This window comes from Pseudoroseicyclus tamaricis (assembly GCF_012070395.1).
Lineage (GTDB): Bacteria > Pseudomonadota > Alphaproteobacteria > Rhodobacterales > Rhodobacteraceae > Pseudoroseicyclus_A > Pseudoroseicyclus_A tamaricis.
The window spans coordinates 96,928-110,618 of the sequence record NZ_JAAFYS010000002.1; the positions used below are offsets into that span (position 1 = coordinate 96,928).

The 13,691-nt window shown below is 70.5% G+C and carries 15 protein-coding genes; 13 read left to right on the top strand and 2 right to left on the bottom strand.

Annotation, left to right across the window (positions count from 1 at the left end; genetic code table 11):
* Positions 1-31 precede the first annotated feature (31 nt).
* Positions 32-511 carry a GNAT family N-acetyltransferase gene (locus GY170_RS06810; RefSeq protein ID WP_163891385.1) on the top strand — a complete coding sequence of 160 codons (480 nt, stop codon included), beginning with the start codon at positions 32-34 and terminating at the stop codon, positions 509-511.
* Here the strand turns inward: GY170_RS06810 and GY170_RS06815 are convergent.
* Both GY170_RS06815 and GY170_RS06820 read right to left on the bottom strand, forming a co-directional pair.
* Positions 508-1,737 (bottom strand): MFS transporter, encoded by a 1,230-nt coding sequence (locus GY170_RS06815; RefSeq protein ID WP_163891387.1) that lies wholly within the window; start codon positions 1,735-1,737, stop codon positions 508-510. The genes GY170_RS06810 and GY170_RS06815 overlap by 4 nt on opposite strands.
* Complete coding sequence (locus GY170_RS06820) at positions 1,734-2,336, bottom strand: winged helix-turn-helix domain-containing protein (protein WP_203531231.1); 603 nt, start codon at positions 2,334-2,336, stop codon at positions 1,734-1,736. The genes GY170_RS06815 and GY170_RS06820 overlap by 4 nt, the downstream gene beginning before the upstream one ends.
* 95 nt (positions 2,337-2,431) lie before the next feature.
* Here GY170_RS06820 and GY170_RS06825 point away from each other — a divergent pair, with 95 nt between their 5' ends.
* The 12 genes from GY170_RS06825 (at position 2,432) to soxA (ending at position 13,663) form a co-directional block, all read left to right on the top strand.
* Positions 2,432-3,148 carry an RlmE family RNA methyltransferase gene (locus GY170_RS06825; protein WP_163891391.1) on the top strand — a complete coding sequence of 239 codons (717 nt, stop codon included), beginning with the start codon at positions 2,432-2,434 and terminating at the stop codon, positions 3,146-3,148.
* The gene (glpD, locus tag GY170_RS06830; RefSeq protein ID WP_163891393.1) at positions 3,145-4,653 is read left to right on the top strand and encodes a glycerol-3-phosphate dehydrogenase; all 1,509 of its coding nucleotides are present in this window, start codon (positions 3,145-3,147) and stop codon (positions 4,651-4,653) included. Before GY170_RS06825 ends, glpD begins: the two co-directional genes overlap by 4 nt.
* Before the next feature lies 1 nt (position 4,654).
* Entirely contained in the window at positions 4,655-6,112 is a 1,458-nt protein-coding gene (gene glpK / locus GY170_RS06835) for a glycerol kinase GlpK (protein ID WP_163891395.1), read from the top strand.
* An 82-nt stretch (positions 6,113-6,194) separates the two neighbouring features.
* The gene (locus GY170_RS06840; RefSeq protein ID WP_163891397.1) at positions 6,195-7,121 is read left to right on the top strand and encodes an XdhC family protein; all 927 of its coding nucleotides are present in this window, start codon (positions 6,195-6,197) and stop codon (positions 7,119-7,121) included.
* A gap of 211 nt (positions 7,122-7,332) precedes the next feature.
* Positions 7,333-7,785 (top strand): (2Fe-2S)-binding protein, encoded by a 453-nt coding sequence (locus GY170_RS06845; protein ID WP_163891399.1) that lies wholly within the window; start codon positions 7,333-7,335, stop codon positions 7,783-7,785.
* Between the two features lie 12 nt (positions 7,786-7,797).
* Entirely contained in the window at positions 7,798-9,981 is a 2,184-nt protein-coding gene (locus GY170_RS06850) for a xanthine dehydrogenase family protein molybdopterin-binding subunit (protein ID WP_163891401.1), read from the top strand.
* Positions 9,982-10,083: 102 nt separating this feature from the next.
* Positions 10,084-10,383, top strand: a complete 300-nt coding sequence (locus GY170_RS06855; protein ID WP_163891403.1) for a c-type cytochrome — start codon at positions 10,084-10,086, stop codon at positions 10,381-10,383.
* On the top strand, positions 10,380-11,639 hold the full coding sequence (locus tag GY170_RS06860; protein WP_203531232.1) for an NAD(P)/FAD-dependent oxidoreductase: 1,260 nt from the start codon (positions 10,380-10,382) through the stop codon (positions 11,637-11,639). The genes GY170_RS06855 and GY170_RS06860 overlap by 4 nt, the downstream gene beginning before the upstream one ends.
* A 16-nt stretch (positions 11,640-11,655) precedes the next feature.
* Complete coding sequence (gene soxX / locus GY170_RS06865) at positions 11,656-12,072, top strand: sulfur oxidation c-type cytochrome SoxX (RefSeq protein ID WP_235937809.1); 417 nt, start codon at positions 11,656-11,658, stop codon at positions 12,070-12,072.
* The gene (locus GY170_RS06870; RefSeq protein WP_163891408.1) at positions 12,069-12,512 is read left to right on the top strand and encodes a SoxY-related AACIE arm protein; all 444 of its coding nucleotides are present in this window, start codon (positions 12,069-12,071) and stop codon (positions 12,510-12,512) included. Before soxX ends, GY170_RS06870 begins: the two co-directional genes overlap by 4 nt.
* A gap of 3 nt (positions 12,513-12,515) precedes the next feature.
* The gene (gene soxZ, locus GY170_RS06875; protein ID WP_163891410.1) at positions 12,516-12,833 is read left to right on the top strand and encodes a thiosulfate oxidation carrier complex protein SoxZ; all 318 of its coding nucleotides are present in this window, start codon (positions 12,516-12,518) and stop codon (positions 12,831-12,833) included.
* 95 nt (positions 12,834-12,928) lie between these two features.
* Entirely contained in the window at positions 12,929-13,663 is a 735-nt protein-coding gene (soxA, locus tag GY170_RS06880; protein WP_235937810.1) for a sulfur oxidation c-type cytochrome SoxA, read from the top strand.
* The last annotated feature ends 28 nt before the right edge of the window (positions 13,664-13,691 follow it).

The window sequence follows — 13,691 nt, forward strand, 5'->3', positions numbered from 1 at the left end:
GGCCGGGACACCGGCCCCCGCAGAGCGCCAGGTGGCCGGCCCCTACAGCTTCCGCCGGGTGAGGGAGGAGGACCGCGCCTTGCTCCGCCGCTGGCTGGCGGAGCCGCATGTGCGGAAGTGGTGGGGCAGCGACGAGCCGGCGGAGAGGCTCGAGCTGGAGGGCCACGTCGCCCGCTGGATCGTCTGGCTGGAGGGGACGCCCTTCGCCTACATGCAGGATTACTCGGTGCACGGCGAGGAGGGCCATCACTTCGCCGGCCTCCCCGCCGGGTCTCGCGGTATCGACCAGTACATCGGCGTGCCCGGCCTGATCGGGCAGGGCCACGGGACCGGCTTCATCGGGGCTCGGATGCAGGCGCTCTACGACGAGGGCGCGCCGGCGATTGCCGTCGACCCTGACCCGACCAACGCCCGGGCCATCGCCGTCTATCGCAAGCTCGGGTTCGAGGTCTCCGGCCCCGCGCATGACAGCCGCTGGGGCCGGGTCCTGCCGATGGTCGCGTGGCGCTAGGCGGCCTCCGGCGCCCGCACCGGCTCAACCCGGTCCATTTGCCGGAAACTGGGCACGAGGAGCGGTGCCATGGTGGCGACGAAATAGGCGGAGCCGAGAGCGATGAAGGCGATGGTCAGGCTCCAGCCCTCCACCAGCGCCCCGGCGATCAACCCGCCGAAGGGCATTCCCGCCCAGGCGATGGCGGTGAAGAGCGAGGTGACGCGCCCCGTCAGCGCCTTCGGCACCCTCTCGAAGATCAGCGCGCCGATGATCGGGTTGAGAAAGCCCGCCATGAAGCCGCCGAAGGCGACGCCGGCGAGCAGCGCCCAGAAGGGCAGCGGCAGCACGAAGAGCGCGTAGCGCGGCAGGCCGACGATGATGTAGGCGATGGCGTAGGTCGGCAGGCGCGGCAGCTTCTCCGCCCAGGCCGAGGCGACGAGCGAGCCGGTGACGGCGCCCGCCCCAAGTGCCATCTGCACGGCGCCCAGATGGGCGACGCTGCCCGTCTGTTCCGCCCAGACGGGCAGGAGGAGGGCACCCATCCCCTGATCGAGCAGGTTCGTCGCGGCCACCATCAGCGTGATGGCCAGAAGCGTGCCGTCCTGCCGCAGGTAGCGCCAGCCGGCGGCGAGGCGGGTGAGATAGGGCTCGCCCTCGCCCTCCGCCTCCGGTGGCGCGACGCCGCGGAGGCCAAAGAGCACCGTCAGCGCCGCGAGGCCGACGAGCCCCGCATTCACCAGCAGCGCATTGGCCGGCCCGACGACGGCCACCAGCCCGGCGGCGAGGCCGGCGCCGAGGAGGCCCGCCAGCCGCTCGACGCTGGAGAGCAGCCCCGTCACCCGCGTCATCGGCAGGCCAGAGGTTTCGGCCACCGCCGGGATCATCGCATACTTCGCCGCGTCCGCCGGGCCGCGGAGGAGGCCGATGACGGCCATCAGCGGCACCAGAGTCGCCGGCACCAGCAGGCCGGCGGCGAAGAGCAGGGGTAGGGCGGCCAGTGCGGCGACCGAAAACGCATCGGTCACGATGGAGACGCGCCGCGCCCCCAGCCGGTCGATGAGCGGGCCGCCGGCGGCCTTGGCGAGCACGTAGGGCGCCATCTCGGCGAAGGCGACGATGCCGGCGAGCAGCGGATCTCCCAGCTCCGTCAGCACCAGCCACGGCACGGCGATCATGGAGAGGCGCGTGCCGAGAAGCGCGAAGCCCTCGGCGAAGAGGAGGGTCAGGAAGGGGCGGGAGGTCATGGCGTCTCCTTGGCGCCGGGCAGGCCGGGATGCGGAAAGGCGTGGATTTGCACGGTGAAGCGGCGCGTTCCCTCCGGGCCCGGCTCTGTCACCGGCGGCGTCTCGGCCTGCATGCGCACGAGCTCGGCCGTGAGGCGCTCGCTCAGCTCGTAGGCCTGCTCCGCCGTCAGCCAGAAGGTGCCGTCGCTGGCGTTGGAGGCGCGGCGCCACTCCGCCGGAAGGCCGGCATGGGCGGGCAGGCTGGCGAAGAGCATTTCCACCTGCCGCTCGATCACGGTGGCGAGATAGCCGCCCATCGACTCGGCCTCCGGCGTGCCGGGGGCGGCGGTGTCCTCCGTCCATGTCGTCTCGTGGGCCGAGCGCCACCAGCGCTCCCGCGCGTTGCCGAGCTCCGGCGCCTCCTCGATGAAGCCGTGCTTCGCCAGCTGGCGCAGGTGATAGGACGCGGCCCCGGAGTTGAGGCCGAGCTGCTCGGCAAGGCCGGTGGCCGTCTGCGGCCCATGCAGGCGCAGGATGCCCAGCATCTTCAGCCTGTCGCCATGGGACAGGGCTTTCAGCGCCTCGGGGCCGGGGGAATAGCGGCGAACGTCTCTGGTCATGCCGGAGAGATACATTGCAAAGAAAGCTTTGCAAATGATTCTTTGCGATCTGACGGCGCTTGCATCGGGCCCCGGGCTCGCCTAGCTCGGATGGCATGGCAAAGAAGGCGAATTCCGGCAGGGGGCAGCGCGATCTCACCGTGAAGGTGAAGACCGCGCGCGGGCGCAAGCTGTCGTCCAAGCTGTGGCTGGAGCGGCAGCTGAACGATCCCTACGTGAGCCGCGCGCGGGCGGAGGGGTTCCGCGGCCGCGCCGCCTTCAAGATCATGGAGCTGGACGACAAGTACCGCTTCCTCGTCCCCGGCGCCCGCGTCGTCGATCTCGGCTGTGCCCCCGGCGGCTGGCTGCAGGTCGCCGTGCCGCGCATCAATGCGCTGGGGGAGAAGGCGGGCAAGCCGCAGGGCCGCATCATCGGGGTGGACCTGCAGGAGGTCGAGGCTGTCGCGGGGGCGGAGATCCACCAGCTCGATTTCATGGAGGACGGCGCGGACGACAAGGTGAAGGACTGGCTCGGCGGGCGCGCCGATGTGGTCATGTCCGACATGGCCGCAAGCGCCTCCGGCCACAAGCAGACCGACCACAACCGCATCATCGCCCTCTGCGAAGCGGCGGCGGAGCTGGCCTTCGACGTGCTGGAGGAGGGCGGCACCTTTGTCGCCAAGGTCCTCGCCGGCGGGGCCGAGGGCGGGCTGCAGGTGCTCCTCAAGCAGCGCTTCGACAAGGTGGTGAACGTCAAGCCGCCGGCCTCGCGCTCCGACTCCTCCGAGAAGTTCGTCGTGGCGACGGGCTTCCGCGGGGTGGAGGAGAGGTGAGCCGGCCCTTCGATCTCTTCGTGATCGGCGGCGGCGTCAACGGCACCGGCATCGCCCGCGATGCCGCCGGGCGCGGCCTCAAGGTGGGGCTGGCAGAAAAGGGGGATATCGCCTCCGGCACCTCCTCGGCGTCCACGAAGCTCTTCCACGGCGGGCTGCGCTACCTCGAATACGGAGAGATCGCGCTCGTCCGCCACGCGCTGGAGGAGCGGGAGCGGCTCTGGGCGCTGATGCCGCATATCGCCCGGCCGATGCGCTTCATCCTGCCGCTCGACGCCTCGATGCGGTTCGACACGGCGACGCCCATCTCCCGCCTCATGCCCTGGCTGCGCGGCAAGCGCCCGGCCTGGATGATCCGGGCGGGGCTCTTCATGTACGACCATCTCGGCGGGCGGGAGCGCCTGCCGGCGACGCAGCGGCTGGACTTGAGGAGTGGTCCGGAAGGCGCTGTTCTGAAAGACACTTACCGAACCGCCTTCGAGTATTCCGACGTCTGGGTCGATGACGCCCGCCTCGTAGTCCTCAACGCCCGCGACGCCGCCCACCGCGGCGCGGAGATCATGCCCCGCACCGCCGTCACCGGCGCGCGGCAGTCGGACGGGCTGTGGCATATCACCCTTGAGGGCGGCCGGGAGGTCACGGCGCGGGCGCTCGTCAATGCCGGCGGGCCCTTCGTGACGGAGCTGCTGCGGGGGCCGATCGGCAAGAACGCCGCGCCCGCCATCCGGCTCGTGAGGGGCAGCCACATCGTGGTGCCGAAGCTCTTCACCCACGACAAGAGCTACTTCTTCCAAGGCCCTGACGGACGGATCATTTTTGCCATTCCCTACGAAGGCGACTTCACCCTCCTCGGCACCACCGAGGCGGAGCATCCCTCGCCCGACGTGCGCCCCGAGGCGGACGCGGAGGAGATCGCCTATCTCTGCCGCTTCGCCTCCCGCTATTTCCGCGAGCCGGTGACACCCGACGAGGTGGTGTGGACCTATTCTGGCGTCCGCCCCCTGCAGGACGACGGGCAGGAGGCCAGCGCCGCCACGCGCGACTACCGGCTGGAGCGGGAGGGGACGCTGCTCTCCGTCTATGGCGGCAAGATCACCACCTACCGCCGTCTGGCGGAGGACGCGATGGCTCAGCTCACGCCGCTCATCGGTGGCACCGGCCCGTGGACGGGAAGCGCGCCGTTGCCCGGCGGTGATTTCCCCGTCGATGGCGGGCCGGAGCTGGCCGGAGAGCTGCGAGCAGAATATCCCTTCCTGACAGAGGCTTGGGCGGCGCGGCTCATCCGCAGCTACGGCACCGATGCGCGGAGCCTGCTCGGCGGCGCCACCACCGAGGCCGACCTCGGCCGCCCGTTCGGCGCGACGCTGACGGAGCGGGAGGTGGACTACCTGCGCAACCGCGAATGGGCGGCGACGGCGGAGGATGTGCTCTGGCGCCGCTCCAAGCTCGGGCTACACATGTCCGTGGAGGAGCGGGCCGCGCTGGCCGACCACATGGGAGGATGACATGAGCATTCTGGCACTCGATCAGGGCACCACGTCCAGCCGGGCGATCCTCTTCGGCGACGACATGGCCCCCGGCCGCAGCCACCAGCTCGAATTTCCCCAGCACTTCCCCCGCTCCGGCTGGGTCGAGCATGACCCGGCCGACATCTGGCGCACCACGCTGGAGAGCGCCGGCGCCGCCCTCGCCGGCGAGAGCGCCGCCGCCATCGGCATCACCAACCAGCGCGAGACGGTGGTGGTGTGGGACGAGGACGGCCGCCCCATCCACAACGCCATCGTCTGGCAGGATCGCCGCACGGCCGGCCTCTGCCGCACCCTGCGCGCCGAGGGGCTGGAGGAGGAGATCACCGCCCGCACCGGGCTGATCATCGATCCCTACTTCTCCGCCACCAAGCTCGCCTGGCTGCTGGAGCATGTCGACGGCGCCCGCGAGCAGGCGGAGGCCGGCAAGCTGCGCTTCGGCACCGTCGACTCCTGGCTGATCTGGAACCTCACCGAGGGCCGCGTGCACGCCACCGACGCCACCAATGCCTGCCGCACGATGCTCTACGACATCCACAAGGGCGCGTGGGACGAGGATATCTGCGCCCGCCTAGGCATCCCCCTCTCCATGCTGCCCGACGTGCGCGACAGCGACGGCGATTTCGGGGAGACGACGCTCCTCGGCGGCACCATCCCTCTCCGCGGCGTCGCGGGGGACCAGCAGGCCGCCACGCTCGGCCAGGCCTGCTTCGCCCCCGGCATGCTGAAGAGCACCTATGGCACGGGATGCTTCGCGCTCCTCAACACCGGGGGCGAGGCCGTGACCTCCGAGCACCGGCTGCTGACGACCATCGCCTACCGCCTCGCCGGCCAGACGACCTACGCGCTCGAGGGCTCCATCTTCATCGCCGGCGCCGTCGTGCAGTGGCTCCGCGACGGGCTGAAGATCATCGACGCCGCTCCCGACGCCCAGCCCCTCGCCGAGACGGCGGACGAGGGGCACCGGTTGACGCTCGTGCCTGCCTTCACCGGCCTCGGCGCGCCGCACTGGGCGCCGGAGGCGCGGGGCGCCATCTTCGGCCTCACCCGCAATTCCGGCCCGGCGGAGTTCGCCCGCGCGGCGCTGGAGAGTGTCGGCTTCCAGACGGCGGACCTGATGTCCGCCATGAAGGCCGACTGGCCGCAGATGGGGGAGACGGTGCTGCGCGTCGATGGCGGCATGACGGCCAGCGACTGGACGATGCAGTTCCTCTCCGACATCCTCGGCGCCCCCGTCGACCGCCCGCAGGTGCAGGAGACGACGGCCCTCGGCGCCGCCTGGCTCGCCGGGCAGGCCATCGGCGCCTGGCCGGGGCCGGAGGGCTTCTCCGACGCCTGGCAGCTCGACCGGCGCTTCGAGCCGCAGATGGAGGAGGGCGCGCGCAGCAAGCGCCTCACCGAGTGGCGCGATGCCGTGGCGCGCACCATCGGTGGCTGAGTCGCTGCCCGCCTCTCGCGGGGGGCATCTGGCCCGCCGCGCTGCGGCAGCGTAAGATCAGGCAAGCCATTCGAGGTGCCCCATGCAGATGCCCGCCCTTAACGAGACCTCCGTCATCGGCCCCGTGCTGGCGCTGCTGCGGGCCGACAGCCCCGGCACGCTGGCGCTGATCACCGGCACGGAAGGCCCGTCCTACCGGCCCGTCGGCGCCATGATGGCGGTGCTGGAGGGGCGGCAGCGCGCCGGCTCCCTCTCCTCGGGCTGTGTCGAGGCCGATATCGCCCTTCATGCCGAGGCGGCGCTGGCGGAGGGGACGCCCGCCCATGTCCGCTATGGGCGCGGCTCGAAGTTCAAGGACATCCAGCTGCCCTGCGGCGGCGGGCTCGACGTGCTGATGGTGCCGGCGCCGGACCGCGACGTGCTTGGCGCGCTGGCGGAGGCCTACGAGGCCCGGCGGCCGGTGACCTTGTGCATCGACACGGCAGGCGGCGGGCTCTCCCTCTCCGAGGACGGGCAGACGGGCTGGCAGGGCGAGACCTTCTGCATCCGCATCGAGCCGGAGATCTTCTTCTACGTCTTCGGCAAGGGGCCGGAGACCTCCACCTTCGCGGCACTCGTGCAATCCGCAGGCTACCCCAACCTTATCCTCTCCTCCGACGACGAGACCCTGGCGGCCGCCGAGGCGGCGGGCTGCCCGACGCGCCATCTCACCGGCGCCAGCGTGCCGGAGGACGTGGCGCCCGACGACCGCTCCGCCATCGTGCTGTTCTTCCACGATCACGACTGGGAGCCGCCGATCCTCAAGGCGGCGCTGAATACGCCGGCCTTCTACATCGGCGCGCAGGGCAGCCAGCGGGCGCGGCACCTGCGCGATTACGACCTGCAGGCGCTCGGCGTGGGGGAGGATGCGCTGGCCCGCCTCAAGGGACCCATCGGGCTCGTCCGCTCCGCCCGCGACGCGCGCACGCTCGCCGTCTCCGTCCTCGCCGAGGTTCTCGCCGAGGCATGACGCTGGGGGAGGCTGGGCGGCTCCTCTCGAATGGCCCTTATGGCTCTGCCTATCTCTTCGATAGCCAAAACCAATATCTAATGTTATCAATAGTTTGGGCCCACTCACGCCGCAATCGTGATCGGCGGACGCTGTTGTGGCTGGCCGCGCAGGCCTAGGCTCAACCGCAAAGGGCGAACGCCCGCCCGTTCCAGCAGGAGGAGGAACCCCCATGGTTCAGCTCACCGTCAATGGCCAAACCCACGATGTGGATGTCGAGGCCGACACGCCACTTCTGTGGGTCATCCGAGAACAGCTCGGTCTCACCGGCACCAAGTATGGCTGCGGCGTCGGCGCCTGCGGCGCCTGCACGGTGAACATCGACGGGTTCCCGACCCGCTCCTGCACGCTCGCCGTGGGCGACCTGCGCGAGGGCGAGGAGATCACCACCATCGAGGGCCTGTCCGAGGATCTCACCCACCCGGTGCAGATCGCCTGGGCCGAGCTGGACGTGCCGCAATGCGGCTACTGCCAGTCGGGCCAGATCATGGCGGCTGCGGCGCTCCTCAAGGATTACCCGAACCCGACCGACGACGACATCGACGCGTTGATGATGAACATCTGCCGCTGCGGGACCTACAACCGCATTCGCGCAGGCATCAAGCGCGCCTCGGAACTTCTGTAAGGGGCTGACGCGATGACTGAACATTTCAAACTCTCCCGCCGCAGCTTCCTGGCCAGCTCCGCTGCCACCGGCAGCGGCTTCGCCCTCGGCTTCGGCCTGTCTCCCGCCGCTGCGCAGGATCTCTCCAGCGACCTCAGCACGCCGGAGATCAACGCCTGGGTCGTGATCAACCCCGATGACACGGTGATCGTCCGCGTCGCCAAGCAGGAGATGGGGCAGGGCACGCTGACCGGCCTCACCCAGCTCGTCGCCGAGGAACTCGACGCCAACTGGGACAACGTGACCTACGAGCTCGTCTCCGCCTCCGACAATGTGGTGCGCGAGCGCGTGTGGGGTGCCATGGGCACCTTCGGCTCCAACGGCATCCGCTCCAGCCAGGAGATGGTGCGCACCGGCGGCGCCGCCGCCCGCGCCATGCTGGTGCAGGCCGCGGCCAACCGCTGGGGCCTCGATGTCGGTGAGCTGACTGTCGAGAAGGGCGTCATCACGGCCCCCTCCGGCGAGACGCTCACCTACGGCGCCGTCGCAGAAGAGGCCGCCGGCCTCGAGGTGCCGACGGACGTGACGCTGAAGGACCCGTCGGAGTGGACGATCGCCGGCCAGCCGCTGCAGCGTCTCGACACGCTCGGCAAGCTCGACGGCAGCCGCATCTACGCCATCGACTACACGATGGAGGGCATGCTCAACGCCGCCGTCATCATGACGCCGGTTCTCGGCGGCACCGTCACCAGCTTCGACCAGTCGGCGGTGATGGACATGCCGGGCGTCCAGCAGGTCATCCAGCTCGACGACAGCACCGTCGCCGTGGTGGCCGACACCTGGTGGCGCGCCAAGTCGGCGGCCGATGCGCTGCCGATCGAGTGGGATCTCGGCGAGAACGCCTCCTTCGGGATGGAGCAGCTCGACGCGATGCTCAACGAGGGGCTGGAGGCGGAGGAAGCCTTCGTCGGCAACGAGAACGGCGATATCGATGCTGCTCTCGGCGAGGCGGCGCAGGTCGTCAGCGCCGATTACCACTTCCCCTGGCAGCACCACGCCACGATGGAGCCGATGAACGCCACCGCGCTGGTGACGGACGAGGGCTGCGAGGTCTGGACCGCGACGCAGGATGCCGAAAGCGCCCTCGCCGCCGCCTCCAACGCCTCGGGCTTCGACATCGCCCAGTGCCGTGTCCACCGGTTGAACCCGGGCGGCGGTTTCGGCCGGCGCGCCTCCAGCCAGGATTACGTGACCCAGGCGGTGCAGATCGCCCAGGCCATGCCCGGCACGCCGGTCAAGCTGATCTGGTCGCGCGAGCAGGACATGATGCACGGCACCTACCACCCGACCACGAAGGCGCGCTTCCGTGCCGGGCTGGACGAGGAGGGGAACCTGACGGGCATGCACATGCGCATCTCCGGCCAGTCCATCCTTGCCGGGCTGATGCCCTTCGCGCTGCAGGACGGCATGGACCAGACGATGTTCCAGGGCCTGAACGCGGAGAGCGAGGAGGGTGAGTTCGGCTATACCGTGCCGAACCTCAAGATCGACCACGCCATGCGCAACCCGCCGCTCCGGCCGGGCTTCTGGCGCGGGGTGTGCAACAACCAGAACGCCTTCTACCTCGAGAGCTTCATGGACGAGCTGGCCGAAGCGGCCGGCAAGGACCCGCTGGAGTTCCGCCGCGGCCTCATGCAGGACCATCCGCGCCACCTCGCCGTGCTCGACAAGGTGGCCGAGGGGATCGGCTGGGATACCGAGCCGGCCGAAGGTGTCTACCGCGGCATCGCCCAGCACATGGGCTATGGCTCCTACGTGGCGGCGGCGGCGGAAGTCTCCGTCGACGAGCGCGGAAACCTGACGATCCACCGGATCGTCGCGGCGACCGACCCGGGCCACGTCGCCAACCCGCAGCAGATCGAGGCGCAGATCGACGGGTCTTTCGCCATGGGCCTCTCCGCCGGGCTGATCAGCCAGATCACGATGGAAGAGGGCCGGGTGCAGGAGCAGAACTACGACACCTACCCGGTGGTCATGATGGCGGACATGCCGGCGGTGGAATCGCACCTGATCCCCTCCGGCGGGTTCTGGGGCGGCGTCGGCGAGCCGACGATCTTCGTCGCCACCCCGGCGGTGCTCAACGCCGTCTACCAGGCGACCGGCCAGCGCATCCGCGAGCTGCCGCTCTGGAAGCACGACCTGACGCCGAAGGAGTAAGGGCGCCGGGGGCCTGAAGCCCCCCGCCCGATCCTTCCGAGAGCTTCTGACGGGCAGCCCCAGCGCTGCCCGTCTTCCCCATCCCTCACGAGGAGGCGCCGAATGCGGACCCTGCTCACCTGTCTTGCCCTCGCGGGCCTTCCGGCCGCGGCCGGGGCGGACACCCTATCCGACATGATGCCAAGCGCCCCGCCCGGCGCGCTCTCCTGCACCGGCTGTCACGGCGTGGGCGAGGCGGCGCCGCTGCCTCTCGGCCAGTTTACGGCGGAGGAGATCGAGGCCGCCATGGCCGCCTTCGCCTCCGGCGAGCGGGAGGGCACCATCATGCCCCGCATCGCCCCCGGCTTCACGCCCGAAGAGGTGGCTGCCATCGCCGCCTGGATCACGGGAGACACCCAATGAGCTTCACAAGGCGCCACATGCTCGCCGCCACCGGCATGGCCGTGGCCACCGCGCCCTTCGCGCTCCGCCCCGTGGCGGCGCAGGAGGCGGGGCGCATCGTCGTCGTCGGCGGCGGCTTCGGCGGCGGCACCGTCGCCCGGCTCCTCGCCGGCGCCGGCCATGACGTGACGCTGGTGGAGAAGAATGCGCGCTTCTCGACCTGCCCCTTCTCCAACACCGTCCTCGGCGGCCTCAACCCGATGGAGGCGATCACCTTCTCGCTGGACGGCATCGCCGCCACCGGCGCCCGCATCGTGCAGGGCGAGGCGGTAGGGGTGGACGGGCAATCGCTCATGCTCGCATCCGGAGAGGCCTTGCCCTTCGACCGGCTGGTGCTGTCGCCCGGCATCGATCTGCGCTTCGACGCCATCTCCGGCTACGACGAGGCAGCGGCGGAGATCATGCCCCACGCCTGGAAGGCAGGCCCGCAGACGGAACTGCTGCGCAGCCAGCTGGAGGCGATGCCCGACGGCGGCACCGTCGCCATCTGCCCGCCGGCCAACCCCTTCCGCTGCCCGCCGGGCCCCTACGAGCGGGCCAGCCTGATCGCGCATTACCTCAAGGCCGAGAAGCCGAACTCGAAGATCCTCATCCTCGACGCCAAGGACGGCTTCTCGAAGCGCGACCTCTTCGAGGAGGCCTGGGCGACGCTCTATCCCGGCATGATCGAGTGGGTGCCATTCTCGCTCGGCGGAAACGTCACCTCCGTCGATCCGGCGGCGATGACGATCACCACCGATTTCGACAGCTACGAGGTCGACGTCGCCAACATCATCCCGCCGCAGCGCGCGGCGGCCATCGCGCAGGCGGTGGGCGTGGCTGACGAGACGGGCTGGTGCCCGGTGGACGGGGTGACCTTCGAATCGACGCTGATGCCCGGCATCCACGTCCTCGGCGACGCCTCGCTGGCCGGCGCCATGCCGAAGAGCGGCTTCTCAGCCAACGCGCAGGGCAAGGTCGTGGCCGCGGCCATCGACGCGATGCTGCGGGGGGAGGATCCGCAGAGCCCGAAGTACATCAACACCTGCTACTCGCTCGCCGGGCCGGATTACGGCTTCACCGTCGCCGGCACCTACGAGGTGACCGGGGGCGAGATCGTCTCCATCGACGGCACCGGGGGCACCAGCCCGCTGGGCGCGGGGGAGGATGTCCATGCCGCCGAGGCGGATTACGCACGCGCCTGGTATGAGACGGTCACGCGCCAGATCTGGGGCTAGCGCCTTGCCCGGCGCCATGCTGGCCGCCGCCCTCGCGGCGGCCCCGGCGCTCGGGCAGGGGCTGGAGGAGCCGCTGACGGCTGTCCCCGGTGACCCGGTGGCGGGCGCGGCCATCGTCGGAGAGCCGACGCGGGGGCTATGCCTCCTCTGCCACGCCGGCCCCTTCCCGGACGTGCCCTTCCAGGGCACGCTGGCGCCGCCGCTGGACGGCGTCGGGGCGCGGCTCTCCGTGCCCGAGCTGCGGCTGCGCATCGTCGACAGCCGGCAGGTGAACTCGGCCTCGATCATGCCGCCCTATCACAGCCTTGTGGGGCTGACGCGGGTTGGCGAACGCTGGCAGGGAGATACCATTCTGAGTGCACAGGAGGTCGAGGACGTCGTCGCCTTCCTCGCCACCCTCACCGATCCGCCAATCCCGGAGGAGACCGAATGACCACCCGCCGCGCCTTTCTCGCCGGCTCGCTCGCCACCCCGCTGATCCTGCGGATGGAGCCTGCCTTCGCCACGCCGGAGGAGATGCAGAACGCCATCGACGCCTTCACCGGCGGCGCCGAGGTGACGGAGGGGCGCGTCGAGCTCGACATCCCGATGCTGGTGGAGAACGGCAACACCGTGCCGCTGCGCGTCGCCGTGGACAGCCCCATGACGGATGACGATTACGTCGAGGCGGTGGCGATCTTCAACGAGATCAACCCCTTGCCCGATACTGTCCGCTTCTTCTTCACGCCGCTGTCGGGCCGGGCGGAGGCGCAGACGCGCATCCGCCTCAACGGCACGCAGCATGTCCACGCCGTGGCGCGGCTATCCGACGGCTCGTTCTGGTCCGCCCAGACGAATGTCGTCGTCACCGCGCCCGCCTGCCGGGAGGTTTGAGCCATGGCTGTCATGATCAACGTGCCCGAGACGGCGGCGCCCGGAGAGGTCGTGGAGGTGAAGATCATCATCTCCCACCCGATGGAGACGGGCTTCCGCACCGGCAGCGACGGCAAGCTGGTGCCGCGCAACATCATCCACGAGCTGACCTGCCGCTATATGGGGCAGGAGGTGTTCCGCGCCGAGCTGCACCCGGCGGTGGCGGCCAACCCGTTCTTCTCCTTCTTCGTGACGGCGCAGGAGAGCGGCGAGGTGGAGCTGAGCTGGGTCGACGAGGCGGGCGAGACGGTCACGGAGACGCGGCCCATCGAGGTGGGCTGATGGCGGGCCAGGTGGAGAGGGCGGAGGGGGGCGCTGCCCCCCGCCTTCGGCCCCCCCGGGATATTTGTAGAAAAGCGAGATGGAGCGGGGCGGTTGTGGCTGCCGTGCTCGCCGGGGCGGCGGGGGCGCAGGACGGGCGTGTGTCGACCTATGAGCAGATGGCGCCGGAGCTGCGGGCAATGCAGGACGACGACTTCTCCAATCCCGGCCTCCTCTGGGCGCAGACGGGAGAGGAGCTCTGGGCCGAGCCGTCGGGGGCGGATGAGGTGGCGTGCGCCGAGTGCCACGGCGCCGCCGAGGAGATGGCGGGCGTCGCGGCGCATTACCCCGACTGGGACGAGGAGAGCGGGCAGGCGGTGGATCTCGCCGCGCGCATCAACCTCTGCCGGCAGCGCCACCAGGGTGCCGAGCCGCTCGAGCGGGGCAGCGAGGCGCTGCTGGCACTGACGACGCTGGTGGCGCTGCAGTCCCGCGGCCAGCCCATCGCGCCGTCAGAGGCGCCGCAGATGGAGGCGGTGCGCGGGCAGGGTGAGGCGCTCTACTCCACGCGCATGGGGCAGCTGAACCTCGCCTGCGCCACCTGCCATGACGATCTCGCCGGCGGGCGCCTGCTGGCGGCCGAGATCCCGCAGGCCCATCCGACGGGCTACCCGCAGTACCGGCTGGAATGGCAGGAGATGGGGGATCTGGACCGGCGGCTGCGAAACTGCATGGTCGGCGTCCGGGCGGAGCCCTTCGCGGCGGGCTCGCAAGAGTTCGTGGCGCTGGAGGCCTACCTGAAGGCCCGCGCCGTGGGGATGGAGATGGAGGCGCCGGCCATCCGCCCCTGAGGAAAAGGACCGGCCGGCGCGAGGAGGC